At 37.2% G+C, this 25,865-nt stretch carries 27 protein-coding genes; 8 read left to right on the forward strand and 19 right to left on the reverse strand.

Annotated elements, in window-relative coordinates:
- Positions 1-190: 190 nt before the first annotated feature.
- From FGQ53_RS06435 to FGQ53_RS06445, 3 genes are all read right to left on the reverse strand, one after another.
- The gene (locus FGQ53_RS06435) at positions 191-1,420 is read right to left on the reverse strand and encodes a tetratricopeptide repeat protein (RefSeq protein WP_171019098.1); all 1,230 of its coding nucleotides are present in this window, start codon (positions 1,418-1,420) and stop codon (positions 191-193) included.
- Positions 1,410-2,576: an AI-2E family transporter gene (locus FGQ53_RS06440; RefSeq protein WP_138336881.1), complete on the reverse strand. Its 1,167-nt coding sequence runs from the start codon at positions 2,574-2,576 to the stop codon at positions 1,410-1,412. Before FGQ53_RS06440 ends, FGQ53_RS06435 begins: the two co-directional genes overlap by 11 nt.
- 117 nt (positions 2,577-2,693) lie before the next feature.
- Entirely contained in the window at positions 2,694-4,676 is a 1,983-nt protein-coding gene (locus FGQ53_RS06445; RefSeq protein WP_138336884.1) for a peptide ABC transporter substrate-binding protein, read from the reverse strand.
- 171 nt (positions 4,677-4,847) lie between these two features.
- Between FGQ53_RS06445 and FGQ53_RS06450 the strand changes: the two genes are divergently transcribed.
- Positions 4,848-5,861, forward strand: a complete 1,014-nt coding sequence (locus FGQ53_RS06450; protein ID WP_138336886.1) for a lactonase family protein — start codon at positions 4,848-4,850, stop codon at positions 5,859-5,861.
- A 45-nt stretch (positions 5,862-5,906) separates the two neighbouring features.
- Here the strand turns inward: FGQ53_RS06450 and FGQ53_RS06455 are convergent, their stop codons facing one another.
- The 14 genes from FGQ53_RS06455 to FGQ53_RS06525 all read right to left on the reverse strand — a co-directional run bounded on the left by FGQ53_RS06455 (position 5,907) and on the right by FGQ53_RS06525 (position 18,012).
- Positions 5,907-6,326, reverse strand: coding sequence for a F0F1 ATP synthase subunit epsilon (locus tag FGQ53_RS06455; RefSeq protein WP_000068043.1), 420 nt, complete (start codon positions 6,324-6,326; stop codon positions 5,907-5,909).
- Positions 6,327-6,336: 10 nt separating this feature from the next.
- A complete protein-coding gene (atpD, locus tag FGQ53_RS06460) occupies positions 6,337-7,743 on the reverse strand; it encodes a F0F1 ATP synthase subunit beta (protein WP_000094357.1) in 1,407 nt (468 codons plus the stop codon).
- A 237-nt stretch (positions 7,744-7,980) separates the two neighbouring features.
- Positions 7,981-8,859, reverse strand: coding sequence for a F0F1 ATP synthase subunit gamma (locus FGQ53_RS06465; protein ID WP_138336887.1), 879 nt, complete (start codon positions 8,857-8,859; stop codon positions 7,981-7,983).
- Positions 8,860-8,874: 15 nt separating this feature from the next.
- On the reverse strand, positions 8,875-10,380 hold the full coding sequence (gene atpA / locus FGQ53_RS06470) for a F0F1 ATP synthase subunit alpha (protein WP_138336889.1): 1,506 nt from the start codon (positions 10,378-10,380) through the stop codon (positions 8,875-8,877).
- Positions 10,381-10,394: 14 nt separating this feature from the next.
- Positions 10,395-10,931, reverse strand: coding sequence for a F0F1 ATP synthase subunit delta (locus tag FGQ53_RS06475; protein ID WP_000358986.1), 537 nt, complete (start codon positions 10,929-10,931; stop codon positions 10,395-10,397).
- Entirely contained in the window at positions 10,931-11,425 is a 495-nt protein-coding gene (atpF, locus tag FGQ53_RS06480; RefSeq protein WP_000558551.1) for a F0F1 ATP synthase subunit B, read from the reverse strand. The genes FGQ53_RS06475 and atpF overlap by 1 nt, the downstream gene beginning before the upstream one ends.
- Positions 11,426-11,438: 13 nt before the next feature.
- Complete coding sequence (atpB, locus tag FGQ53_RS06485; protein ID WP_000392854.1) at positions 11,439-12,152, reverse strand: F0F1 ATP synthase subunit A; 714 nt, start codon at positions 12,150-12,152, stop codon at positions 11,439-11,441.
- Between the two features lie 34 nt (positions 12,153-12,186).
- The gene (locus FGQ53_RS06490; protein ID WP_001054552.1) at positions 12,187-12,387 is read right to left on the reverse strand and encodes a F0F1 ATP synthase subunit C; all 201 of its coding nucleotides are present in this window, start codon (positions 12,385-12,387) and stop codon (positions 12,187-12,189) included.
- 303 nt (positions 12,388-12,690) lie between these two features.
- Entirely contained in the window at positions 12,691-13,977 is a 1,287-nt protein-coding gene (locus FGQ53_RS06495) for a peptidase U32 family protein (RefSeq protein WP_138336891.1), read from the reverse strand.
- A 209-nt stretch (positions 13,978-14,186) separates the two neighbouring features.
- A complete protein-coding gene (locus FGQ53_RS06500) occupies positions 14,187-15,026 on the reverse strand; it encodes a virulence-associated E family protein (RefSeq protein ID WP_229090338.1) in 840 nt (279 codons plus the stop codon).
- A complete protein-coding gene (locus FGQ53_RS06505; RefSeq protein WP_229090340.1) occupies positions 15,013-15,495 on the reverse strand; it encodes a hypothetical protein in 483 nt (160 codons plus the stop codon). Before FGQ53_RS06505 ends, FGQ53_RS06500 begins: the two co-directional genes overlap by 14 nt.
- Positions 15,485-16,276, reverse strand: a complete 792-nt coding sequence (locus FGQ53_RS06510; protein ID WP_249339644.1) for a site-specific integrase — start codon at positions 16,274-16,276, stop codon at positions 15,485-15,487. The genes FGQ53_RS06505 and FGQ53_RS06510 overlap by 11 nt, the downstream gene beginning before the upstream one ends.
- A gap of 205 nt (positions 16,277-16,481) precedes the next feature.
- Entirely contained in the window at positions 16,482-17,150 is a 669-nt protein-coding gene (locus FGQ53_RS06520; RefSeq protein ID WP_138336892.1) for an endonuclease/exonuclease/phosphatase family protein, read from the reverse strand.
- A 358-nt stretch (positions 17,151-17,508) separates the two neighbouring features.
- Positions 17,509-18,012, reverse strand: a complete 504-nt coding sequence (locus FGQ53_RS06525; RefSeq protein WP_138336893.1) for a helix-turn-helix domain-containing protein — start codon at positions 18,010-18,012, stop codon at positions 17,509-17,511.
- Positions 18,013-18,250: 238 nt separating this feature from the next.
- Here FGQ53_RS06525 and FGQ53_RS06530 point away from each other — a divergent pair, with 238 nt between their 5' ends.
- From FGQ53_RS06530 to FGQ53_RS06550, 5 genes are all read left to right on the forward strand, one after another.
- On the forward strand, positions 18,251-18,718 hold the full coding sequence (locus tag FGQ53_RS06530) for a hypothetical protein (RefSeq protein WP_138336894.1): 468 nt from the start codon (positions 18,251-18,253) through the stop codon (positions 18,716-18,718).
- Between the two features lie 19 nt (positions 18,719-18,737).
- A complete protein-coding gene (locus FGQ53_RS06535) occupies positions 18,738-19,151 on the forward strand; it encodes a hypothetical protein (RefSeq protein ID WP_138336895.1) in 414 nt (137 codons plus the stop codon).
- Positions 19,152-19,669: 518 nt separating this feature from the next.
- Complete coding sequence (locus tag FGQ53_RS06540) at positions 19,670-21,001, forward strand: Rep family protein (RefSeq protein WP_138336896.1); 1,332 nt, start codon at positions 19,670-19,672, stop codon at positions 20,999-21,001.
- 216 nt (positions 21,002-21,217) lie between these two features.
- Positions 21,218-21,436: a DUF3173 family protein gene (locus FGQ53_RS06545; RefSeq protein WP_049519936.1), complete on the forward strand. Its 219-nt coding sequence runs from the start codon at positions 21,218-21,220 to the stop codon at positions 21,434-21,436.
- Complete coding sequence (locus tag FGQ53_RS06550) at positions 21,429-22,619, forward strand: tyrosine-type recombinase/integrase (protein ID WP_138336897.1); 1,191 nt, start codon at positions 21,429-21,431, stop codon at positions 22,617-22,619. The genes FGQ53_RS06545 and FGQ53_RS06550 overlap by 8 nt, the downstream gene beginning before the upstream one ends.
- 42 nt (positions 22,620-22,661) lie before the next feature.
- Here FGQ53_RS06550 and FGQ53_RS06555 read toward each other — a convergent pair whose 3' ends face one another.
- Entirely contained in the window at positions 22,662-22,913 is a 252-nt protein-coding gene (locus tag FGQ53_RS06555; protein WP_138336899.1) for a hypothetical protein, read from the reverse strand.
- A 105-nt stretch (positions 22,914-23,018) separates the two neighbouring features.
- On the opposite strand from FGQ53_RS06555, the gene FGQ53_RS11755 reads away from it, so the two are divergent.
- A complete protein-coding gene (locus FGQ53_RS11755; protein WP_171019099.1) occupies positions 23,019-23,195 on the forward strand; it encodes a hypothetical protein in 177 nt (58 codons plus the stop codon).
- Positions 23,196-23,276: 81 nt separating this feature from the next.
- Here the strand turns inward: FGQ53_RS11755 and guaA are convergent, their stop codons facing one another.
- Complete coding sequence (gene guaA, locus FGQ53_RS06560; RefSeq protein ID WP_000065714.1) at positions 23,277-24,839, reverse strand: glutamine-hydrolyzing GMP synthase; 1,563 nt, start codon at positions 24,837-24,839, stop codon at positions 23,277-23,279.
- 141 nt (positions 24,840-24,980) lie between these two features.
- Between guaA and FGQ53_RS06565 the strand changes: the two genes are divergently transcribed.
- Positions 24,981-25,679 carry a GntR family transcriptional regulator gene (locus FGQ53_RS06565; protein ID WP_138336901.1) on the forward strand — a complete coding sequence of 233 codons (699 nt, stop codon included), beginning with the start codon at positions 24,981-24,983 and terminating at the stop codon, positions 25,677-25,679.
- Positions 25,680-25,865 lie beyond the last annotated feature (186 nt).

Consider the following 25,865-nt stretch of genomic DNA (forward strand, 5'->3'; position numbering starts at 1 on the left):
GATGTAATCTAATGCTCCTTGTTTAAAATCTGTACTATATGCCATAGCTTTATTATAACATGCTTGTTTAAAACTAATCAACTATAACTTTTTTCAAGAGAATTTATTAGTTAAAAATGGTACTTTTTAAAACAAAAAACCGCAGTTATCTTCTAGTAATAACTTGCAGTTCTTTGTAACTAATGAATTCTTACAATCTCTCAAACAATTCTTGCATTTGCACATCATCTGGAACCAGTTTTAAGTAAGCTTGTGCATTGACTTTTGCTTCCTCAAAGTAGCCCAATTCACGCAAGAGATAGATATAGTGTTCCAGAAATTCTGGATTGTCCTTTAAATCTCCTGCCAACTCTTGGTAAAGCTCATAGGCAGTATCCAAATCGTCCATTTCTTGATAGGAACGAGCAATCATCCACTTGGTCAAGAGATTTTCTGGCTCCTCACTTTGCAAGTCTAGAATATCCTCATAGCGCTCCTGCTCCAGATAAATAGTTGCTAGACGGAGTAAGATTTCTTCCGTATCCTCAGCATCTTCTTTAGCAGTAAGGAGATAATTTTCTGCACCACTAGCATCATGCAGTTCATAAGAGAATTGTGAAGCAGCTAACAATAGACGAGTTTCAAAGGGATTTTTCTCCAAGCCTTGCTTAGCGATACGCAGGGCTTCTTGAACTTGATGTTCCTTATGTAAAGCCTGACTGTAACCATACTCATATCCTTCAAAATCAGGTGAAATGGTATCGATCTGCTTAAAGTAGAGGACAGCTTTTTGGTATTCTTCTTGATCAAAGTAAAGACTGGCCAACTCAAAAGCTGTCAGGTCATCGTATTCTAACTCCAGGGCTTTTTCTAAAAACTCTATAGCTGTTTCAAATTTCCCTAACTGGGCATAGGCAAATCCAATTCGTTGATAGGTGGAAATGCCTGTTTGCTCATAAATAGTACGATTATCTAACTGAGCATAGCCTTTAATAGCTTCTTGGTAATTTTCCAACTCACTATCCAACTCTGCTAATCCCAATATCAAGAGAGGATCTTCTGAGTAAGTCAAGGCCTCCAATAATTTCTCACGCGCCACATCTGTCAAACCTTCCAGCTGGTAGAGGTCTGCCTTCAGAGCCAAAGCCGAAACATACCAGTCACTGTTAGTTTGGATTTCCTCTAGATAGGCAAAGGCTTCTTCGATTTTACCATCCTCGCTAGCAATAGCTGCCAGATTGAGATTAACCTCTGGAAAATCCTCTACGATTTTCAGGTAAATTTCCTTGGCCTGAGGATAAAAACCAATCCCTTCAAGATAAGTTGCCAACTCATACAGAAGGTCACTTGGATCATTTTCTAAAGCTTTAACGAAATAGTGCTCTGCCTTAACTAAATCTTGCTCCTCCAAAGCCTGTAACATCTGTTGACTATTGTTCACTCTTAGCTTCCTCTCCTTCTAGTTCATATAGGCCACTGACTACCTTATACCATTCAAAAATCGCTGAAATGACAACTTTAGCAGAGGCATAAACTGGAATACCGAGTAAGACTCCCCAAATACCAAACATGGATCCTGAAGTTAACAAGACAAAGAGAACATTAATAGGATGGATGTTTAATTGACTTCCTAAAATCAGTGGCGAAACAAAACGGCCTTCAATAGTTTGTTCTACGATAAAGACAATCACTACTTTCAAAAGCATGACTGGACCAGCAATCAAGCCCAATACTAGGGCAGGAAGCATGGCTAGGAAGCTACCAAGATAAGGAACCAGATTTAAGATACCAGCAGTAACACCCAGCGTAACCGCATAGCGTAGACCAATGATCTTGAAGAAGATCATAAACATTACTGCTACAATAATAGCCACTGTCACTTGTCCTCGAACATAGTTAGACAACTGCTGATTCACATCTGATAAAACTTGTCCAACAGGTTCTTTCAATTTCGTTGGCATGAATTCGGTCAAATAGTGACGCAGGCCTTTCCCATCACGTAAGAGATAAAAGAGCATGAAAGGAACGATAATCAAGGCAACAATCACTTGAGATGCGCCGCTAATAAAGGCACTCACCCAGTTCACTGCCTGAGATGAAACCTTACTTGCCCAAACTGTAGCCTGACTAGAGAAGTTTGTCAAAACTTGCTCTAACTGAGGCCTGAAATCATCTGGCAAACGCTTGGTGACCAAATCATCAATAACCCGATCAGCATCTTCAAGGTAGATTGGTACATTTCTTGCAAATGTTAAAACTTGACGTTGCAGATTTGGAATCGCTACTGCCAAGCCCCAAATAATAAAGATAGCGATGATGACAAAGACAATACTGATAGCTATAACACGATTAATTTTGTGTTTCTCCATCCAATCAACAATAGGATTTAATAAATAATATAGCAAACCAGATAGAATAACTGGCAACATCACGACTGCCAAAAAGTCTAAAACAGGTGAAAATAGAAAACTAATCTTACTTAAAATAAAAAGATTCAGTCCCAATAATAAGGTTACCAAAAATACCGTAATGGCCTTGTTATCCAAAAACCACTTGAAAAACCAAGATAGGCTAAAATGTTTCTCTTTTTGCTCCATAAATACTTCCTTTCTATTGTTCTCCCATTATACCATTTTTAAATCAAAATAACTCTTTTTTAAAGTGCTTACATGGAGACCGCGACATAAAAAATCCCCTCAAAAGAGGAGATTTAATTAGTCTTGAATATGACGGTCTAAGTTCTTCTGATAATCAGCATTGGATTTGGCTTTTTCATCAGCAAATTTCTTGCGGAACTCATCCATTTCTTTAGTAGTGACAATCTTATCTTGGATTTTCAGATACTTGTAGCTATTTTCACTAGTCTTGTCACCTACCCAGCCACCGGCACCACTGCCAGGAAGCATTTTCGTCACTAGCATTTGAGCACCATCAGAGTATACTGGAATAACAAGTGCACTATCTGACAACCAAGCTTGGGCCTTAGAATATTTGGAATAACGTTTTTGAAGGTCTGTTTTCTCACTATTTGCATCATCAATCAGTTCTTTGTATTTATCCAATCCAACTGTTTTAATAACTGGATTGTCTGTTCCTGGTGCCACACCAAGAGCACTTAGGAGACTTGGACCTGAAGTTGGATCAAATACATCTAGATAAGTCGATGGATCTGCAAAGTCTGGAGTCCAACCACTGACTGCATTAATATCCCAGTCAGTATTTGCATTGGAAGTAGCTAGAGTAGTCATACTTCCCAATTCGTCATCAGAAACTTGTTGAATATCAACAACTACATTGTCAGAGCCTAAGGCTTCCTCAATGGATTGTTTATAAGACTGAACCTGACGAATAAAATCTGGATTTGATGAAGAAATTGGCAAATCTAAATGAATTGGGAACTGTACTCCATCAGCTTGAAGGGTTTTCTTAGCAGCTTCAAACTTAGCTTTAGCCTTGTCTACATTATGAAGTGAATCTTGGGCATCATCAAGACTAACATCTTTCCAGACATTATCCAATTTATCCAATTCTGTCTTAGTAACTTGACCAAATGTTTGATCTCCTACTTGAACAAATGTTGGAGGAGTGAAACTTGTCCGTAACTTACGAGGTCCTACTTCGTCACCAAATACTTGAGAGATCCCTGCTTTACGATCTACCGCAAAAGCCAAGGCTTGACGGAAATCTTTGTTTAACAAGGCTTTCTTAGTAGAAGTTTTTTCTGTATCACTTGTTTTAGCAGTGTGATTGTAATTTACACGGTCGATATTGGTTGAGATATAAAAAACTCCTCCACGCTGTTGACCATATACAATATTATCCTTGTACTTTTCTTTTAGACGTTCATAGTTGGCAGAGTTTTTAAAGAGTGGAGCAGCTGGATAATGTCCCTCATCAAAACCGCGACCTAGAGAGTCTGCATCTTGACCATCAAAGAAGGATAACTTGATATCATCAATAAAGACATTTTGTTTATCCCAGTAGTTTTGATTTTTGGTCATTTCGATAGAAGACTTAGATGTAAGACCTTTGAGGAGATATGGCCCATTGTATAGAATGCTCGTTATATCAGTTGGTTTACCAAAGTCATCTCCTTTAGAAGCTAAAAAGTCTTCATTTACTGGTGCAAGGACTCCCATTGTTGTTTTTGAATTCCAGAAAGATTCTGGATGGTTCAAAGTATAAACAACAGTATAATCGTCCGTTGCTTTCACACCCACTGTTGAGAAATCTGTTGTTTTCCCATTAATATAGTCATCCAATCCTTTGATAGAGTCCTGTACAAGATAAAGTGCTTCTGATTTCTTATCTACTGCATGTTTTAGACCAGTCACAAAGTCTTGAGCCTTAACTTCTCCATATTCTTCGCCTTCATTGGTGTACCACTTGATACCCTTACGAATTTTATAGGTATAGGTCAAACCATCTTTGGAAACAGTCCAATCTTCTGCAACTGATGGTACCAAATTCCCGTATTGGTCATTTTCTAGCAGTCCATCAATGACATTACCAGTAATCTGTTTTGTACCCTTATTCGCAGAAACTGTATAATCCAGAGTCGCAGGATCTGATGAAAATACATAAGCATAAGTAACTGGTTTAGTTGCTTCCTTATTCCCAGTGCCAGATGAACACGCTGCTAGAACAGCTGCCGAGAGTATAGCAACTCCTGCTGCTAATAAAACTCGTTTTTTCATAAAAAAACTCCTTTGCAATTTGTATAGGATTATTATAGCGCTTTTCAAAAGGAAATCAACACAAAATCAAATTTAATTTGATATTTTATTATATTTTTCTATGTATTATAGAGTTCCTCCAACTACCATTTTTGTGATATAATAGTCTTATCTTTATATAGAGGTAAAGTTATGAAAGAAACTGTTTATTTTGGAACTTATACACGTCGTACTTCCCAAGGGATTTATAAGGCAGACTTCGATACAGAAACTGGTCAGCTTTCAAATCTTGAACTTTTTGCACCTGAACCAAGTCCAACCTATCTTGCTTTTGACCAGCACCAACATCTATACACCGTTGGTAGTCAAGACAATAAGGGGGGCATTGCAGCCTATCAAACTGACGGGACTTTATTAAATCATGTCGTTGAAGAAGGAGCTCCCCACTGTTATGTTGCCGTTGATGAAAAGCGTGATTTGGTTTATGCGGCCAACTACCATAAAGGACAGGTACTTGTTTATAAACGTCAGGAAGACGGTAGTCTTCTACTTAGTGATGTGGATCAACACAGTGGCCAAGGTCCACATGAAAATCAAGCTTCACCCCATGTTCACTTTACAGACTTAACACCTGACCACTATCTAGTGACTTGTGATTTGGGAACTGACCAAGTCGTCACTTATGACCTTGATCAAGAAGGGAAATTGTCTAAACTCTATACCTACAATAGTATTCCTGGAGCTGGTTCTCGTCATATCGTTTTCCATAACCACTATAAAATTGCTTATCTGATTTGTGAACTCAATAGCACTATCGAGGTTTTAATTTACGATGGTGTTGGTGAATTTGAACGCATGCAGGTCATTTCAACTCTACCAGACGGTTACGAAGGCTTTAATGGAACTGCTGCTATTCGTCTCTCTAAAGATGGTAAATACCTCTACGCTTCTAACCGTGGTCATGATTCTATCGCAGTATATACAATCCTTGCGGACGGTAGCTTAGAGTTATTAGAAATCGTTCCAACACATGGTCAGACTCCACGTGATTTTAATTTGACACCAGATCAAGAATTTGTCATTGCTGTCCATCAAGACTCTGACAATGCAACCGTCTTTAAACGGAATCCTGAAACTGGTCGTCTAGCAGAACTTTCCAACGACTTCCATGTTCCAGAAGCGGTCTGCATCAGTTTTGCCCCTTAAGAAAACATAAAAAATGAACTTGGAATTTTCAAGTTCATTTTTTTCTTATAGTCTTTTTCCGACATTGATACGGTTAATGGCACGTTGCAAAGCAATCTTAGCACGACGTTCTTGGTCAATCAAGTTTTTATCTTGTGCTTCTTCAATTTCACGCTCTGCTCGAAGCTTGGCGCGTTCTGCACGACTGATATCGATATCACGAGCACGTTCTGCAGAATCCGCAACGATTGTGATGGTATTATTGGCAATTTCAATAACACCTCCGTTTACTGCAATCCAGTTCACGTGATCTTCATCATCAATACGTTTTACCTTTACTTCATCAACTGCTAAAACCGCAATCATATTTTCATGTCGTGGCAAGATCCCCATCTCACCATCCAGAGTTCGAACCGATACATAGCTGGCATGGTGATCATAGACGAGACCATCTGGTGTCACGATCTGGACAGTTAACTGAGCCATAGATCACCTCTTAAAATCCCATTTTTTCAGCTTTTGCAATCACATCTTCGATAGAACCTACACCACGGAAGGCATCTTCTGGCAAGTGGTCGTGTTTACCATCAAGGATTTCCTTAAAGCCACGAACAGTTTCAGCAACTGGAACATAAGAACCTGGCTGACCAGTAAATTGTTCCGCAACGTTGAAGTTTTGTGACAAGAAGAACTGGATACGACGTGCACGAGCAACCAAGGTCTTTTCTTCATCAGAAAGCTCATCCATACCAAGGATAGCAATGATATCTTGCAACTCATGGTAACGTTGAAGGACACGTTTTACTTCAGCAGCAACTGCATAGTGCTCTTCTCCAACGATTTCAGGTGCCAAGGCACGTGAGCTTGAAGCAAGTGGATCAACGGCTGGGTAAATACCCAATTGTACCAACTTACGTTCCAAGTTTGTTGTTGAATCCAAGTGAGCGAAGGCTGTTGCTGGCGCTGGGTCAGTATAGTCATCCGCTGGCACATAGATAGCCTGGATAGAGGTTACAGAACCCTTCTTGGTTGATGTGATACGTTCTTGCAATTGACCCATCTCCGTAGCAAGTGTTGGTTGGTAACCAACGGCTGATGGCATACGACCCAAAAGGGCAGATACCTCTGAACCAGCCTGAGTGAAACGGAAGATATTATCGATAAAGAGAAGCACGTCTTGGCCTTCTACATCACGGAAGTATTCAGCGATTGTCAAACCAGTGAGGGCAACACGCATACGTGCTCCTGGTGGTTCATTCATCTGACCAAATACCATGGCTGTTTTCTCGATAACGCCTGATTCTTTCATTTCCCAGTAAAGGTCATTCCCCTCACGAGTACGTTCCCCAACACCGGTAAATACTGAAATACCACCGTGCTCTTGGGCAATGTTGTGAATCAATTCTTGAATTAAGACGGTTTTACCAACTCCGGCACCACCGAAAAGTCCAACTTTACCACCTTTAAGGTAAGGGGCAAGAAGGTCGATAACCTTAATCCCTGTTTCAAGGATTTCAGAAGAGGTAGACAATTCATCAAAAGTTGGAGCTTTTTTATGAATTGGCTGACGCTCTGCGTCTTCTGTAAAAGGAGCTTCCAAGTCAATGGTATCTCCCAAAACATTGAAGACACGTCCCAAAGTTTCTTTACCTACTGGTACAGAGATTGGACGGCCTGTGTCCAATACTTCCATTCCACGAGTCAAACCATCTGTTGATTCCATGGCGATAGTACGGACCATACCATCTCCCAACTCCAAGGCTACTTCAAGGACGATTTTTGTTTTTCTTTCGTCATTTTTGTAGACGACAAGTGCATTGTTAATCTCAGGAAGTTTTTCCCCTGCTGCAAACAAGACGTCTACAACGGGACCGATAACCTGAGCAATTTTACCTGAACTCATCTCCTTCTCCTATTCTATATAAGATACTGTCGGTTCCTAGCTCAACTAGGTCCTAATACTCTTCGAAAATCAAATTCAAACCATGTCAGCGTCGCCTTACAGTATATATGTTACTGACTTCGTCAGTTCTATCTACAACCTCAAAGCAGTGCTTTGAGCAACCTGCGACTAGCTTCCTAGTTTGCTCTTTGATTTTCATTGAGTATAAGTTCATTTTCATACGAGCTGGACTAAAGCCTATTCTAAGGCACTAGCTCCTGCTACGATTTCTGTAATTTCTTGTGTAATCGCCGCCTGTCTGGCACGGTTATACTGAATTGTCAAATCATTAATGACTTTCTTAGCATTATCTGTCGCTGTTTGCATGGCTGTCATACCGGCAGCATTTTCAGCTGTCTTGGCATCGATAATAGCCCCGTAAATCATACTTTCTGCAAACTGAGGCAACAACTGCTCCAAAATTTCTTCTCGGCCCGTCTCCAATTCAAAAGTCAAGCTGTAGTCTTCATCCGCTTCATTTGGATCCAAGTCAACAATCGGAAGCATTTGCTCCACACGCATTTGACTGGTTAGCGTGTTGACATGGTGGTTATAGCAGACATAGAGTTCATCAAAGAGTTCATTTTGATACATTTCAACAGTTTTTGAAATAATCTTACGAACTTCATCAAAGCTAGGTTGGTCTGCCAAGCCACGTAGTTCATAAAGTGGTTGAATACCACGGGCCTTAAAGAAGTCAGATCCCATTCCACCGATACAGATCATTTCAAAACCTTTACCATCTGGATGGTATTCTTCTTTTAACTCCATAACTGCTTTCAGAATAGAAGAATTATACCCTCCAACCAAACCGCGGTCTGAAGTAATGACGATATAGCCTGTCTTCTTAACTGGACGGCTAATCAACATGGGATTAGTTGAACCACCAGCTCCATTACCATGAAGAATATCCGTCAAGAGCTTGCGAACCTTCTGAGCGTAAACTTGGAAGTTACGAGCAGCTTCTTCAGAGCGACCTAGCTTAGCAGCCGATACCATTTGCATGGCATTAGTGATTTGACTCGTATTTTTTGTTGAGGCGATTTTTGTTTTAATATCATTTAGAGATACTGCCATCTGACACCTCTATTCTTATTGGAAGCTGGTTTGATTGAGAAACTCTGTAATCGCAGCATCCAAGACTGCTTCTTCTGGCAAGTCTTTTGTATCACGAATGGTTTCCAAAATCTCTGGATGTTGAGCATCAAAGAAGGCATGGAACTCTTCCTCGAAACGAACAATATCATCTACTGGAACAGTATCCAAGAAACCATGTGTCAAAGCATAGAGAATGGTTACTTGTTTCTCAACAGGTAATGGTTTGTGAACTGGTTGTTTCAAGACTTCAACTGTACGACGGCCACGATTCAACTTAGCCTGTGTTGCTGCATCCAAGTCAGAACCAAACTTAGTGAAGGCTTCCAACTCACGGTATGAAGCAAGGTCGATACGAAGTGTACCAGCAACCTTCTTCATGGCTTTAATTTGTGCAGAACCACCTACACGTGATACAGATGAACCCGCATCAATGGCTGGACGAATACCCGCATTGAAGAGACCATCACCAAGGAAGATTTGTCCGTCAGTGATAGAGATCACGTTGGTTGCGATATAGGCAGAGATATCTCCTGCTTGTGTCTCGATAAATGGTAGGGCTGTAATTGATCCACCACCAAGTTCATCAGAAACTTTAGCTGAACGCTCAAGCAAACGGCTGTGAAGATAGAAAACATCCCCTGGAAAGGCTTCACGACCTGGAGGACGACGAAGCAAGAGTGACAGTTCACGATAAGCTACCGCTTGTTTTGAAAGATCATCATAAACGATCAAAACATGCTTACCTTGGTACATAAATTCTTCTGCCATGGCAACCCCAGCATAAGGAGCTAGGAAGAGCAATGGAGATGGCTGTGAAGCAGAAGCAGTCACAACGATTGTGTAGTCCAAGGCACCGTACTGACGAAGTGTTTCTACTTGCGTACGAACTGTTGATTCTTTTTGTCCAATCGCGACGTAGATACAAATCATATCTTGACCTTTTTGGTTCAAGATTGTGTCAATCGCAATAGTTGTTTTCCCTGTCTGACGGTCACCGATAATCAACTCACGTTGACCACGACCAATTGGTACAAGGGCGTCAATAGCTTTCAAACCAGTTTGCAATGGTTCTGATACAGACTTACGTTGCATAACACCAGGAGCTGGCGCTTCTACTGGACGAGTTTTATCTGTGTGGATTTCTCCAAGACCGTCAACTGGACGACCAAGTGGGTCCACAACACGACCAATCAGACTTTCACCTACAGGGACTTCCATGATTTTACCTGTACGGCGGATTGTATCGCCTTCACGGATATCTGTAAAGTCACCTAGGATAATAATACCAACGTCTGTTGACTCCAAGTTTTGAGCCATACCATAAGAGCCGTTTCCAAAAATCAACAACTCTCCACTCATGGCATTTTCAAGGCCGTGAGCACGCGCGATACCGTCCCCGATATAGGTTACAACACCTGTTTCAGTCACATCAAAATTGGGTTTGAAATTTTCAATTTGTTGCTTAATTAAAGCGCTGATTTCTTGTGCGTTAATTGCCAAAAGAACACCACTTTCTATTTCAAATTTTCTTTAACAACTCGAAGTTGTTGTTTAATACTCACATCAATTGTCTTGTGATTAGCAAAAATGACAAAACCACCAATGAGTCCTTCATCAATTTGTTCTTTGACGCTCCGCACTTTCAGAGACATTTTTTTCTCTATCAATGGGAGCAGACGTTCCTTCTGTTCATCTGTTAAAGGATGGGCTGAAGAAATCGTGACTACAAAACGATTGGTCTCTTTTTCAAGGCGATTCAAACAATCCGCAATTACCTCATAAAAAAGATTTGCTCTGTGATTGTAAACCAGGACTTGAATAAAGTTTTGCATTAAAGGTGACACAGAGTCTTGAAAGAAACGAACTGTTTTTTCCTTATCTGACTCATCAACTGCTACCTGAGCTAAAAAAGAAGGTAAGCCCGTTTCTTCTGCGACTTGCTTGATTTGATCCAAGTCTGAAAAAATCCGGTCCTCTTCTCCTTTTTCAATCACTAATTGGACAAAAGGCATGCTGTATTTTTCAATTACCTTTGCTGTTTTCTTGTCCATTAGGCTTCTCCTAGCTGATCGATATACTGATCAATGAGTTCCTTATGGGCATGACTGTCAAGGTTTTGTGAGATGATTTTCCCAGCTAGACTAACTGTCAAATCTGCTACCTCGCCCTTAACACTTTGTAAAGCCTCAGCTTTGTTTTGCGCAATTTCTTGGTTAGCTTTTTCTTTCAAGCGACCAGCTTCTAGCTTAGCTTCAGCCAAAATATCTGATTTACTCTTTTCAGCTGTCTCTTTAGCATTTTCAATAATAGTTTTAGCTTCACTACGACTACCTGCTAATTCATCTTCGCGCTTTTGAGCAAGAGTCTCTGCTTTTTGACGAGCTTGTTCAGCGCCATCAATATCAGCAGCAATCTTTTCAGCTCGTTCTTCAAAGATACTCGTCAAGTTTGACCACGCGTATTTTTTGACTAAGACGACCAAAAGGATAAAAGAGCCAGCGATTAAAATAAAGTTACCAATCAATTCACCTACTGTTACGTGCATCATTTACTCCTTTCTACTCTTCATCATTAATTTTATTTCCTAGATACATTGAAGACAAGACTGTGAATACATAGGCCTGAACACAGGAAATAAACACAGAGAATGCCGTCCAGACAAGATTGGTAACAAATGCCACTGGATACCAATAAAGAGCCTGATGAGAAAGAGTAATAAGCAAGCTTGCCATCACTTCTCCGGCAAAGATATTCCCGAACACCCGCAAAGCAAGTGATAGGAAATTCGTGACTTCTTCAAGGAGATTCATCGGCGTCATGAAACCTGGGGTTACAAAACCTTTTAAATATTTTTTAATACCACGACGACGAATTCCTTCTATATGGGTCATCAGGATAATTCCAAATGACAAAGCCAAGTCAAACTGGAGATTTGCAGTTGGCGATGTCCAAAGGTTTGTCCCATCTGTAGTTTGAAGTTTCGCCATCAAACCAAGATTGTTTGCGATAACCATAAAAAGAAATAAACACAAGTAAAAGAGTGAGTAATCTTTCATGTACCGAGAACCTACGTTGGGTTCTGTAAATCCGACTACAAAGTCATAGAGATACTCTAGTACATTTTGCTTTCCTTTGGGTTTCACAGTCATATTACGACTTGCCCAATAGATAAAGCCAAAAATCAGTGCCACAGACAACAAAGTCAATGCTGTCAAGGTTAAATCAAAGGTAACAGGACCAATATTGATGGTTGGATTGATACTTTCTTCCATCTAGAATCCTCCCTTTTCCATTTTATACTTCTCTTTATTTGATGATAAATGAAAATACGAGAGTTACAAAGAATGTTCCTTCGATAAAGGCAATCCCCATAATCATCAAACTACGCAATTGTGGGATGATATCTGGTTGGCGTGCTGCAGACTTGAACAAACCGTTCATCAAAAATCCTTCTGCAAGAGATACACCCATACAGGCAAGACATAGACCGAAAAATGTTAAATTCATGATGAATTCTCCTTTTAATTAAAATTTACTTACTTAGTTTAGTCCTAAAAATTGGATTTGTCAACTTTTTACTAACATTGAAAGCGTTTAATGAGAATTATTTACAATTTTACTATTTTTGAGCTTATTATATAGAAAACTTTGTAAAAAACTTGTAATAAATCCGACCATTATCTAGGTCTTTCTGAAAAATATTGAAAAAATCCGAGATGTAATCTCGGATGGAATTGATCTATTTTCTTTAACCTAATGCTCTTTTAGTAAGTAGGATTAAAGGGAAAGCTTTCGTCTCCTACATGTTTATTAAGCACGAACTGTGACGCTGGTTCCATCTTCCTTATAAAGATTGATGAGTCCTTCTTTTAATGCACGAACCATGTCTCCTGCTTGAACAGGTTGTGGGACTTTGATTGTCAAGAGTTCCATTGGATTTGGAGCTCTGTCGATTTTATTGCCTTTGGCATCATGTAAATCTTCGATATACGTTTCAAAGTGACGGAAACCTGGGCCGTAAAACTCTACTTGGTCCCCTTCGTTAATGACGTTCCGTTGACGAATAGTTGCTGTTTGTGTCGCGTCATCATAAGAAACCACTTCAGCGACAAACTTGTACTCAGGAATTTTACGGCGAGCACCAAACAACTGCTCATTTTCAGATGGTGTACCGTAGTAGAAACCTGTAGCCAATTCACGTTGAGCCACCTTCCACATTTCATCAATCAAGTCCTGCTTGATAGCTTCAAACTTTTCTGGACTTTCTAGATAAGCATCAACAGCTGCCTTATAGCAGTTAGTTACTGTTGAAACATAGTGAATAGATTTCATACGACCTTCGATCTTCAGACTGTCCACACCGTTTTCAATCATATCTGGGATATGGTCAATCATGGACATGTCAACTGCTGACATTGAAAATTCTTCTGGAATTTCGCCCTTAAGACTCTTACGTTCTTTCCCAAATGGCATGTCGTAAAGATCGTATTTCCAACGGCAAGACTGTGAACAACCACCACGGTTGGCATCACGCATACTCATATGGTTGGAAAGAGTACAACGACCAGAGTAAGAAATACACATGGCTCCGTGGACAAAGGCTTCAATCTCAACATCTGTACGTTTGCGGATTTCAGCCAATTCTTCCATTGAAACCTCACGCGCCAAAACGACACGAGTCAAGCCCAGTTCTTTCCAGAACTCAAGGGTTTCATAGTTAGTGGCACTTGCTTGGGTAGAGAGGTGGATTTCAAGACCTGGTGCTTCTGTTGCTGCAATCATGATTAAGGCCGGATCTGACACGATAACTGCCGCAATCCCGATGTCACGCAACTTACGGAACCACTCACCAGCACCAGCTTCATTTCCTTCGTGCATAACCATGTTGGCAGCCACATAGACCTTGGCACCATACTTGGCAGCGAACTGCACACCTTCTTCCATCTGTTCAAAAGTGAAGTTTCCTGCACGGCTACGAAGACCATAAGCTTGTCCACCTATAAAAACAGCATCAGCTCCATACCGAACAGCCACTTTTAGCTTCTCTAAAGTCCCTGCAGGCGATAAAACCTCAGGACGTTTTAATGTTTTTGTCATGTTTTCTCCTATTTGCAATATAAAAGTTTGACGTTTTTCCTTCTCATTTTATAGTAAATAAAGGATAAAATCAAGCCTAGACAGATTGTTTTGACAATTCTAATCTTTTAAGCTTTGCATCATGACTGATAAACTGTCTAGAATTAACCCGGTTGAAACAAGTAGTCCAAAAGCCAGATGAAGTATCTTTTATATCTTCAGAATTAGCTTTAGATATTTGTAGTCGCAATCAGTATGCAAGTTCGTTTAACATCCGTTGAAAACCTTTCATATGGAAGTCTTACTGTACTTGTCCTTGCAGATATAAAAAGCTTAGCTTCATCGGCACTTTTCGCATTTCTAAGAGCGACAAATTCCTCAAGCTCTACTACAACTTTTCCGACAAGATTACTGACCGCATCCTTGCCCTTTATATTATTTAAGGAACAGTACCACTCAGGAAGTAATGCAAGTTTTTCTATGAAAGAAGTCTTGCCCACACCTTGAATGCCCGTAAGAACCATCAACTCATCAAACTTACAACCGGGATTAAAAACTCTCTTTACCATACCGACTAAAACATGCTTCATAATCCAAGAATTTAATGCCGTGTCCTCTGCTCCAAGATACTTAGGCAAAAGCTTTTTAATATATTCTTTTCCGTCATAACTTAATGATTTCATATACATAGCCGGCAAATTAACGGTTCTCTTATGTGCAACAAAAGTAATGGCATCTTCCATTCGGTTCTTAGAGTACTTGATTCCAAATTCCCTTTCAATTTCAACACCAAGTACATTAGTCATATGGTCATTCCATTTTCTTATCTCCAATTCGGAATGTTTTTCTCCTTTTAACTTCCCATAAAACTGAATCGTCCTGCTGCATGAGTCAAAGAATATATTCCCTGATATAATGGATTGCTCTTTGCAGAAAGAGGGATTAACTAACACAGTAATTAGGTTTGTTGCTGTACTTTTGACTTGACCTTTATCTGTGATTTCCAACTCACGATTAAGATAATCGTTAAGCTCCACATCATCAAATTTAAGCCAATTATTCAAAAGCATACCCTCCTCCATCTCTGTGATAGTTATAATCCCAATATCGTTTGTTTCCTCCCTGTATCGCTTTTGAAATGCTGTCTTCCAAGTATTTCAGATATCCTTTTTCCGTTCTTCTTTTGCTTCGATTGCCTATGCGATTAAGTGCAGATTTCAAAAATAATTCTTTCATCATTTCTGCATTTCCATGAGTAAAACTGTTTAGAAAAAGAAGCAATGAAAAGTCATCTTTACTGGCATCTCCACTGGTATATGAGCCTTCAAACAATGCTCTTGCCCTTGCGTTATACCTGCACATCGTTTCTATAACCATACTACTGTCAGGAACACATTCAGCTGCTTCCTGATACTTTCTAATAATTTCTCTGACACTTCTTTTTGGAGAAAATAGCTTGTAGTATTTATCCAACTCCTTTTGTTTCAAGAGAACTTTTTCTGCAACAAAATCATTAAATTTATAGATATTACCTGTCATAGCAATGGCTGTGTCTAAGTGCGTGAAGCTTGATTTTCTTAACTTTCGACTTTTTAATTCCTCTCTCCATTTCCTTGTTGAAATATGTTTTGCATTTTGGAAAGATTTGTTCATTTTCCGAAAAATATTCAATCTTCAAGAAATAGTCTTTAAGTTCTCTGATTAAAAAATCTGGAAGCATAATTGTTCTTTTGCTTTTCGGTGTTTTAGGATCGGTAATAATTTCTTCTCCGTTAATTCTCTGTGCTGATTTACTTATCCTCATCGTCTTTTTATCAAAGTCAAAATCAGCTTTTGTTAATGCTCTAAGTTCACCTAATCGAATTCCTGTCCAATAAAGAATTTCAAAAGCATAAAATGAAATATCCTTGTCCTTGACAGCTTCTATAAACTGCATGTATTCCTCTTTCGTCCAGAACTCCACTTCCTCATCACTTTTTTGCTTTCCTATTCTACCTGTAACCTTACACGGATTTTGTCTTAATCCGTAATACTTAACGGCGTGGTTGAACATACAGCTTAGTTGTGCATGAATGGATTTAAGATAGGTCGGCTTATAGGCTTGTCCTTCCGCATTTTCAATGTTTAAGAGTACGTTATGCCACTTCTTTACTACAACAGGCTTAATCTCACTCATTTTCATACCACTGAAAAACGGTAAAATCTTTGTCCTTATCATGTGTTCTTTTGTCATCCATGTATTAAGGCGAATAGTTCCTATAACATCGGCCTTATAAAGTTCAAAGTAATCCTCAAAAAGCATATTGAGAGATCCGGACATCTTTACAGTGAAATTTCTCTCAAAAGATTACGTTCCTTTTGAAGAAAGCAATGTAAAATTCTATAAAAAAGGTATATCCGCTAAGATTCCGCCGGATATAAAATAAGCACAGAAAAAGCACATAGCTAAAGATTTTTAGGTCTTAAAGTTATGTGCTTTTCATCCAATTATACTTACAAATTGTATTTATTTAAGCAATAAAGAATTATATATTCAACGAAAATGTTAAAAAATTATGGTCTGACACATACGTATCAATTACTCCATTAAATATGATTTTATTTTCGTATTTATTTTTATTTACAAAAATGCGATCTATTGATGTCTGTGCTGGCTTATATGTAATCATATCATTGGTAACTAAATCTTTGTATCCACTCGAACGATTATGTAACGTATTAATCCATTCTGTATTATTGAAATCTCCTAAAATTATATCTTTATCTCCTTTATCAAACTCTTTATTCATTCTATCCTCTATTTTTTCATCTGTATTATGAAAGCTGACAATTTTTAATGATTTTTTTAATTCCATTTCTATAAATTTATTATGAAATTCTGTTTCTTTTGGGTTTATAACTTCCCACAAAGATTTTTTTAATGTAATAGCTACAACATGACTTTTTAATATTTTATCCAAGTTATGAAAAACTTTGTACCCGTTTTTTTCAAAATATTCTTTTGTTCTTACTTTATTATCATCATAAAATTCCTGAACAAAAATAATATCATCTTCATTTTCCAAATACCTACTACACAAGTTTTTAATAGGCGTTTTAAAATCTATATTTCGTGGATTATAATATCCTCCTTTTGCACATGGATTACTATATGGTCCTTGAAATTTATTTATATTAAAAGTTGAAATTTTCACATTATTACCTCACACATTTTTACTAAAAACTAAATTTATAAATTCTATTGTTTAGAAAGCCTCCCACCAAAATGATGAAAGGCTTTAAAGAATTCACCTAAATTCAACAACTCCCTTTCAAACCTGCTTTTTCTTGTTTTTAGTATCAAAACAGTATCACTTAGGAGTATTTTGCTCCCGCAAAACGCTGAAACGCTATATTTTCAACAGTTTTATAACAGAAATATATTTGTTACTCTATTCCCACTCACTAAAAGTCAGATATTGACTATTTAGGATAGTTGATTTAATAGTGATTGATAATACAATCAATGAGTACTATTTGATAATATTTGAGTCTTTTGTTGTTAAATTGTTGTTAGTATTTTCCCTCTCTTACTAATTCTAGTAAGAGTTTTTTTTGTTCTTCAAAACTTATCCATCTATTTATCATTGTTTCAATAAGAGGTTGGATATCAAAGCCGTATCTTCTTTTTGAAATATATATTAGTCTATTTAATATTATACTAATTTCTTCACATCTAACTTGTTGATGTTCAAGCTCTGTTAAAATATTATATATCTTAGGTTCGATTTTATTATAATAATCTTCAATCAAGCTATATATTTCTTTTGATTTTATTTCTAATAAGTGTAGATGGTCATCATTTAAAGAATTCTCAGATTCATTTCCTAGTAAGTAATCTGTACTTACATCTAAAATTTTTGAAAGCCTCAGTAATAAACCAAAATTTGGCTCGGTTCTATCATTTTCCCATTTAGCATATGCACTCTGCCCTATTTCTAGTATATTAGCCATCTGTTCTTGTGTATATCCTTTTTCTTTCCTTAATTCTTTAAGCTTGGCAGAAAAATAACTCATAAAAACCTCCTAAAAATTCCAAAAAAAACTATTTCAAGCTTGACAAATAGTAAAAAAGGGACTAAACTATAAATAGTTAGTCTTATTAAGACTAATTATATCAAACTATATAACTTTTGACAAGAAATGAGGTGTATGTTCTATGATTGTATAAAAAAGTCTTTGAAGAAAACCCTCAAAGACACAATAAAATAATACTGTTTAAATTATATCATATATACGGAAAAGAGAAAAGGAGATGGCCTATAAAGATTATTACGAATACAAAGATATTGTAGAAGCTACTGGCAAGTCATATAGTGCTATTAAAAAATGGCGAATATCTATTGAACGATTATCAGGATATAAGTTTAAGAAGGTCAAGATACATGTTACTCGTAAGCATGTAAAAGACCATTATCAATTTACTGAAGAAGAATTTGAAAAGTTTATCAAACTGTCTAAGCGCATTGACGAAACAAAGAAAATGTCTGAATCGGTTATTGAGATATGGGGTGACTTAAAAAGTGCTGAAGAAAGAGCACTTAAGCAAGATGTGGCTGAATTGAAAAATTTTCAAGAAAAACAGAAAGAAAGTAACAAAAATACATCCTTTCAAATTATTTCTTTGAAAAATAGCATTAGACGATTAGAAAAACTAGAAGAACGACTTGAAGCCTTGGAAGAAAAGCAAGGTAAAGGGTTCTTCTCAAAATTAAAAAAATAGAAAAAAGAGGTAACAAAACATGGCAAACAAAAAAATTAAATTAACAGCAGGACTTTCACTTAAAGAAGTAGCACTTGAAAGCTCACAGTTTGATATTCCTAAAAAAATCCTAGTAGATTTTTCCAAAGCTAGACCAAGTAAGAAGTTCAAAGATGGTAAACAAACGGATATTTTGAGCCATTACATTTTAGAGGGAATTGATGAGCGAACCGCTAAGGCTGTAAATGATGGCTTAATTGACCAAGAGGATGTTAAGGCCATCAAGATTGAAGTTCATGGCAGTTTTGAGGAGATTGAAGAAACCGTTGAGTTTGGTGGCTCTCTATTCGTTGAGTTGCTAGATGTGCAGGTTAAAGCGGATTGGGTTGAAGGACGCAATCCTGGATATAAAGCCGTCAAACTGGTAGCCTCTGGGCTAAAACTTGTTATGTAGGTCTAAAATTTCTGTATATGATGGGAGCTGGCCGCCTTGCTCCTGTCGGTTTACAAGTGAGCTAACTAGTAGCTGATAGCAACCGCAAAAGGGGCTTTTGCCCTGCGCGGTTGCGGACATCAGCGGTCATCTAGTTGGCTGACTTGTTCCGACAGGGCAATGCAACCAAGCTACCTAAATATGCAGAAATTTTAGACAAAAAGTTTTTTTGGGGGAGCATATATCCATATTTCCAAAACCTATGCGCGGGCGCCATTCTAGGACTTGACGATAGAATGGTGCAAACCAAGGGTAATCCCTTGATTTGACAGCGTTTGTTAGGGGTCGAAATGGCTGAAAGCCCCCTACCCCAAAAAACAAAAAAGCGAGAAAATAAAGGATTTTTCTTGGATACATGTGTGGATATATGCATGGATATATGCTCGAAAAAATGAAGCATATATCCAAAAGAATGGAATAAAAAAACAAAAGAATAGAAAGAATATGCAAAAACCTTTCATGAATTGAAAAGGAGAAGAATGACTAAAAGAATTAGAAACAGACGTTTTCTATTTGAGCAACAACTGAAGCCGGATTTTTGGGACTGGACTGTATCAGATAAAAAACTACTTGAAAACTGGGAAGAAAATAAAGATAAGATTTTTAGATTAATATTTGACCGTATTCGTGAAATAGTTGATGAAGAGGATTTTGTGGAAGTCGCTTTTGTCGTACATGATAAAGATATTTCCTTTGGGTCAAAATTGGTAGAACCTCATATTCACGGATATATTGATTTTCCAAAATTGATGGATTTGTCAAAAGTTGCTATGGCTTTAGGGGTAGAAAAAGAACGAGTGGAAACTCCAAAATCAAGAGGGGGTAGACATTTAACACGTATCAATGCTTTAGCTTATCTTATCCACGCAAAAGATAAAGATAAATATCAATATCCTGTCAGTGATGTAGAAACGTTTGATACGCTTGATTATGAAGCTTTTATCAATCAGAATAAAGAAGACTTTGAGAATTATTCTGCAACAAGAAAACGTGAGAAATCAGAAGAAAGTCTTGACCTGGTATTGGCTAAAGTTCAACTAGGAGAATTGACCTATAATGATGTTATGGAAGACGATAATCTTGCTTTTCTTTTTGGAAATAATCAGCAGAAATTTAGGGAACGATTTAATTTTTATGGAGAACGTCAGGCTTTCTTACGTTTAAAAAGTTTGGAACTTGGGGAATATCAATTAACTGTACTTTATATACAAGGAGAATCAGAAGTAGGGAAGTCTACTTTATCTAGAGAAATAGCCTTACAAGTTCAAAGTAAATTAAATGAAATAGGTTTGAGAGGGGATATCTATTCAGCTTCTTCTGCTAACCCTTTTGATGATTATTATGGTGAAGAAATTTTAGTATTAGACGATTTAAGGGAAAATAATATGTCGCCAAGTGATTGGCTAAAATTATTTGACCCCCTTAATTCTGCTAGAATGTCGGCACGCTATCAAAATAAAAGGGTAGTTCCAAGATTGATTATTATGCCTGTTTATAAGTCGCCAAAATTATTTTTTGGAGAAATTAAGGAAGAGGATTTAAACCAGTTTCTTAGGAGAATTAACTTTTTATTAGATGTAACCTATAAACATGGGTCGGATGAAAATCGTTTATATAATATTTCTGAAGTTGTGAAATGTAGGGGAGTTGATTTTTATCAGAAAAAAGATGGTTCTATGGCTGTTTTGAATTTCAAATATGAAGATATATTTTGCTCAGATGATAAAGACGATTTTATTCGTAAATTGCTTGAAGATTGTATCTATCCTAGAATATTACCTAAAAAAGCAAAGGACGTAATAAATGAGTAAAAAAATCGTGATGTTCTTTGATGAAAGGTTAGATACTGTTTATAGAGTGATACGATTTGAAAAGCGTATACCGATAAGTCAGGAACTGAATAATATTTATATGTTCATGAATGATAAAAATTTATGGATTAGATGTAAAAAAAAGATGCGTGAAAATCAATCACACATCAAAATAAAAAACCAAAATAATTATAACATAAAGAAAGGGGAAAAAGTATGTTTGTTGTAAAAAAAGATTTAATGAAATTAGGATTTTCAAGTTGGCAAGCTATGATGTTAGTAAAACAGGCTAAAGCAAAATTAGCTAGTCAAGGCTTAACTTGGTATGAAAGTAAAGGTTTAGGACGTGTACCACTTGAAACGGTAGAAGAAATTTTAGGTGTAAAAATAGATGAAGCAAGTCTAGTAGATATGGAAGTAAAAGAAAATGCCTAAAATATCTAGTATCTATCCTATGAGTAATGGCACGTATAGAGCGACTGTTTCTCTAGGTTTTGATGTTCAGACTGGTAAAAGGATACAAAAGTTTAAGAATGGCTTTAAAACGCAAAAGGAAGCTCAAGAGTGGCGTTTGCGTATGCTTGCTGATTTTGGTAAAGGTTCTATAACTGTTAATAGTACAATGACTTTTAAAAAGTTTCTTGATGATTATTTTATACCAGACTATAAAAGCCAAGTAAGAAAACGTACTTTTGATATGACACAATCAAAATTTAAAAGACTGTCATATTTTGAGAATATGAAGTTATCGGATATTCAAGCTCCTCATGTTAAGCAATGGCAAAATTCAATGTTTATAGAGGGGTTGTCTAATAATTATATTCGTTCTGTTCATCAAATCTTACAACAAGTCTTTGATTTAGCAGTTAAATTAGGTATGTTGTCAAATAATGTTGCTAAAACGGTAGGAAACGTAAAAAAAGACCGTCCTAAAGTTGATTTTTGGACGGTGGAAGAATTTCAGCTATTCATTAGTACGTTTGATAAATCTAATATCTATGAACTATTGTACTTTACTACATTTTGGTTTTTCTTTATGACCGGAGTTAGAACAAGTGAATTACAAGCTATTGAATGGTCGAAAATAGATTTTGAAAAGGGTACTGTTTTAATAGACTGTTCAATGTATTATAAAAGCCAAAAAGAGTGGTATCTTACGGATACAAAATCTTTATCAGGTGTAAGGCTTTTGTATCTTGATGATGATACATTAGAACATTTGAAATATTGGAAGAAAGCACAATCTCAGATAGGAGAATGTAAATTTGTATTTTCGATAGCAGATAGTCCGTTGGTAAAATCAACTCTAAAACGTGTTCTAAAATCTCATAGTGATTACGCAAAAATAAAATCAATAAGAATTCATGATTTAAGGCACTCTCATGCCAGCTTTATGCTCTCTCTAGGAATGAATGATTTAGAAATGCAAAATCGTCTAGGACATGCTGATATTAAGACAACACTTGGAACGTACTCTCATTTAAGACCAAATGCTATGAAAGAAGTAGCTACTAGGATGACTGGGAAAGTAGTGGTGAGTGATAATAATATCAGAAAAAGTAAATTTAATGGCAATCAGCATACTAAAAAAATTCAATCTAAAGTTTTGTCTGACTAGCGAAGTCTGTCCGATTAAACTTTAGATTCCTACGGTAAACTATTAGTGTTTACCGTATTTTTTTATCTCTTTCCATGTTTCAAGATAATGTTCTCGATTTAATTCAATTTGTTTCTGTGCAAAACGAATATCATAATCTGCTAAATCTATATTTTCTATAACTTCACTTGTAAGAATATTAAAAATTCCAATCAATTCTTCATCATCATACATTTTTAGAAGTGGGATATTCTGTTCTTTATTTGTATCAGATTTTGATATTTCTAAAGTAGTTTTACCAAATTCTTTAAGCATTTTGTTTCCTCTTCTATTTTTTCTTATTATATCACATTTGAAATTTATCAAATTAGTTGATGTAAGTATTTTTTTATGTATAATTTATATTAGGGGGGTATCATAATGAGAAAACAAGATTTGATTAGTGAGTTTGAATTTAAAAATGATTTATATCGTGTTTATGAATTAGATGAAAATGATAGTGATTATGACAGAATTGTTAGTGAGTCTAAGAAAGGTATGTATATAGAAAGTACCAAAAATGTTAAAAAGATATTAGGTTTAAATACTGAAAAATAGTTTTTGTTGTTAAATTGTTGTTAAAGCAAAATAAAAAGCCTTAGAAATATTGATTTCTAGGGCTTTTTTAGCTCATTAACTCTATTCCCACTCTACTGTTGCAGGTGGCTTACTTGTGATATCGTAGACGATACGGTTAACATGATCCACTTCGTTTACGATACGTACAGAGATTTTTTGTAGGACTTCCCAAGGAATTTTGGCGAAGTCAGCAGTCATACCATCGATAGAGGTGATCGCACGGATAGCAATTGTGTAGTCGTACGTACGACCGTCACCCATAACGCCAACTGAACGAACACCTGTATTAACTGTGAAGTATTGCCAGATATCGCGGTCAAGACCAGCTTTAGCGATTTCTTCACGAAGGATAGCGTCTGACTCACGAACAGTTTCTAGTTTTTCTTCAGTGATTTCACCCATAACACGGATCGCAAGACCTGGGCCTGGGAATGGTTGGCGCCATACGATGTGGTCTGGCATGCCAAGCTCTGTACCAAGGGCACGAACTTCATCCTTGTAAAGAGTATTGAGTGGTTCTATCAATTCAAACTGCATGTCTTCTGGAAGACCACCCACGTTGTGGTGTGACTTGATAGTTTGAGCTGTATCTGTACCAGACTCGATAACGTCTGTGTATAAGGTACCTTGAGCAAGGAATTTCACATCTTTGAGCTTGCTTGCTTCGTCATCAAAGACATAGACAAACTCGTTACCGATGATTTTACGTTTTTGTTCAGGGTCAGAAACGCCAGCAAGTTTGTCAAGAAAACGTTTAGCAGCGTCTGCTTTGACGATATTCAAACCAAACTTACCACCAAGCATGTCCATAACTTGGTCCGCTTCTCCTTTACGAAGAAGACCATGATCCACGAAGATACAGATCAATTGATCGCCAATCGCTTTTTGGAGAAGAACCCCAACGACAGATGAGTCAACTCCACCTGATAGACCAAGAAGGACACGTTTATCACCGACAGTTTCACGAATTTTTTGGATCTGCATATCAATGAAGTTATCCATTGTCCAGTCGCCTTTAGCCTTACAGATGTTAAGAGCAAAGTTACGAAGGATGTCATTCCCGTATACAGAATGGCGAACTTCTGGGTGGAATTGGATACCGTAAATGTGTTTATCTGGGTTTTCAATGGCTGCGTATGGACAGTCAGCTGATGTACCTGTACGAACAAAGTCAGCAGGAATCTCAGTAACTGCATCGCCGTGGCTCATCAATACAGTCTGTTCATCAGGTGTCGATTCAAAAAGCGCTGATGGTGTGTGTGTTAGGGTTGATTGGCCGTATTCACGATTTCCAGCATCACCTGCAGGAACAACTTTTCCTCCAAGTTTATGGGTTAATAATTGCATACCATAACAGATTCCCAAAATAGGAATTCCGAGTTCGAAGATTTCTGGGTCAATATCAAATGAACCATCTTCATATACAGAGTTTGGACCACCTGATAGGATAATTCCTACAGGATTGATTTCACGAACTTCAGCAGCTGAAATTTTATGGCTCTTTAGTTCTGAAAAAACGCCAATCTCACGAATACGGCGTGAAATCAGCTGGTTGTATTGGCTACCATAGTCCAGCACGATGATTTTTTCTACATCTTGCAAATCAGTTGAAATGTTGCTCATCTTTTTCCTTTCTCAAAAGAAATATCTTCTTTCAATATTCTATCACAAATAAGGGCGAATTACCAACTAAACAAGGCGAAGTTTGACTTTTTCTAGTTTATTGGGGTACAATAGAGAAAAGATAGAAATGAAGTGAAAAATATGCTACCTGCTTATATGAAAATCCACGATCAGATAAAAAAGGATATTGACGAACATCGTTGGGCTATTGGTGAGAGACTTCCCAGTGAAAGAGATTTAGCAGAGCAGTTTGCAGTCAGTCGCATGACCCTTCGCCAAGCTGTATCTCTATTAGTCGAAGAAGGCGTTTTAGAGCGTCGTGTAGGAAGCGGCACCTTTGTTTCCAGTACTCGAGTACAAGAAAAGATGCGAGGGACAACCAGTTTTACTGAAATTGTTAAGTCCCAAGGTAAAGTTCCCTCTAGCCAGCTCATTTCCTACAGAAAAACTATTCCTAATGAACAGGAAGTTGCCAAGCTAGGAATTTCTCCAACAGAGAATATTATCCGAATGGAACGTGTTCGCTATGCCGACCAAGTTCCTCTGGTTTATGAAGTTGCTTCTATTCCTGAAAAATTCATTAAGAACTTTAAAAAAGAAGAAATCACCAGTCATTTCTTCCAAACCTTGCAAAAACATGGCTACCGCATCGGTAAATCACATCAGACTATTTATGCTCGCCTTGCTAAAGAAAAGATTGCCCACTATTTGGAAGTTGAAAAAGGACATGCTATTCTTGGTTTGACTCAGGTTTCCTACCTAGAAGATGGTACTGCATTTGAATACGTAAAAAGTCAGTATGTAGGCGAACGCTTTGAATTTTATCTTGAAAATAATTAGATTACTATGCAAAAACTCTCTGTCACGGACGACAAAGAGTCTTTTTATACTAGACTAAAATCAAAAAACATCTTATAATAGTAGTTATGAAACTTACAAATGAAGAAACACAAAAAATTGAAAAACTCCTAAGAGATTCATCGTACGCCAAATATCACAAACGTCTACAGATTATTTATTTTCGCT

This window comes from Streptococcus mitis, from assembly GCF_005844455.1.
Classification (GTDB): Bacteria; Bacillota; Bacilli; order Lactobacillales; family Streptococcaceae; genus Streptococcus; species Streptococcus mitis_BF.

Coding starts and splice junctions, on each gene's coding strand:
- FGQ53_RS06440 (WP_138336881.1), bottom strand. CDS start 2,576: ATGGAGCAAAAAGAGAAACATTTTAGCCTATCTTGGTTTTTCAAGTGG.
- FGQ53_RS06445 (WP_138336884.1), bottom strand. CDS start 4,676: ATGAAAAAACGAGTTTTATTAGCAGCAGGAGTTGCTATACTCTCGGCA.
- FGQ53_RS06450 (WP_138336886.1), top strand. CDS start 4,848: ATGAAAGAAACTGTTTATTTTGGAACTTATACACGTCGTACTTCCCAA.
- FGQ53_RS06455 (WP_000068043.1), bottom strand. CDS start 6,326: ATGGCTCAGTTAACTGTCCAGATCGTGACACCAGATGGTCTCGTCTAT.
- atpD (WP_000094357.1), bottom strand. CDS start 7,743: ATGAGTTCAGGTAAAATTGCTCAGGTTATCGGTCCCGTTGTAGACGTC.
- FGQ53_RS06465 (WP_138336887.1), bottom strand. CDS start 8,859: ATGGCAGTATCTCTAAATGATATTAAAACAAAAATCGCCTCAACAAAA.
- FGQ53_RS06475 (WP_000358986.1), bottom strand. CDS start 10,931: ATGGACAAGAAAACAGCAAAGGTAATTGAAAAATACAGCATGCCTTTT.
- atpF (WP_000558551.1), bottom strand. CDS start 11,425: ATGCACGTAACAGTAGGTGAATTGATTGGTAACTTTATTTTAATCGCT.
- atpB (WP_000392854.1), bottom strand. CDS start 12,152: ATGGAAGAAAGTATCAATCCAACCATCAATATTGGTCCTGTTACCTTT.
- FGQ53_RS06490 (WP_001054552.1), bottom strand. CDS start 12,387: ATGAATTTAACATTTTTCGGTCTATGTCTTGCCTGTATGGGTGTATCT.
- FGQ53_RS06495 (WP_138336891.1), bottom strand. CDS start 13,977: ATGACAAAAACATTAAAACGTCCTGAGGTTTTATCGCCTGCAGGGACT.
- FGQ53_RS06500 (WP_229090338.1), bottom strand. CDS start 15,026: ATGCTTTTGAATAATTGGCTTAAATTTGATGATGTGGAGCTTAACGAT.
- FGQ53_RS06505 (WP_229090340.1), bottom strand. CDS start 15,495: ATGACAGGTAATATCTATAAATTTAATGATTTTGTTGCAGAAAAAGTT.
- FGQ53_RS06510 (WP_249339644.1), bottom strand. CDS start 16,276: ATGTCCGGATCTCTCAATATGCTTTTTGAGGATTACTTTGAACTTTAT.
- FGQ53_RS06525 (WP_138336893.1), bottom strand. CDS start 18,012: ATGAGTTATTTTTCTGCCAAGCTTAAAGAATTAAGGAAAGAAAAAGGA.
- FGQ53_RS06530 (WP_138336894.1), top strand. CDS start 18,251: ATGGCCTATAAAGATTATTACGAATACAAAGATATTGTAGAAGCTACT.
- FGQ53_RS06535 (WP_138336895.1), top strand. CDS start 18,738: ATGGCAAACAAAAAAATTAAATTAACAGCAGGACTTTCACTTAAAGAA.
- FGQ53_RS06540 (WP_138336896.1), top strand. CDS start 19,670: ATGACTAAAAGAATTAGAAACAGACGTTTTCTATTTGAGCAACAACTG.
- FGQ53_RS06545 (WP_049519936.1), top strand. CDS start 21,218: ATGTTTGTTGTAAAAAAAGATTTAATGAAATTAGGATTTTCAAGTTGG.
- FGQ53_RS06550 (WP_138336897.1), top strand. CDS start 21,429: ATGCCTAAAATATCTAGTATCTATCCTATGAGTAATGGCACGTATAGA.
- FGQ53_RS06555 (WP_138336899.1), bottom strand. CDS start 22,913: ATGCTTAAAGAATTTGGTAAAACTACTTTAGAAATATCAAAATCTGAT.
- FGQ53_RS11755 (WP_171019099.1), top strand. CDS start 23,019: ATGAGAAAACAAGATTTGATTAGTGAGTTTGAATTTAAAAATGATTTA.
- guaA (WP_000065714.1), bottom strand. CDS start 24,839: ATGAGCAACATTTCAACTGATTTGCAAGATGTAGAAAAAATCATCGTG.
- FGQ53_RS06565 (WP_138336901.1), top strand. CDS start 24,981: ATGCTACCTGCTTATATGAAAATCCACGATCAGATAAAAAAGGATATT.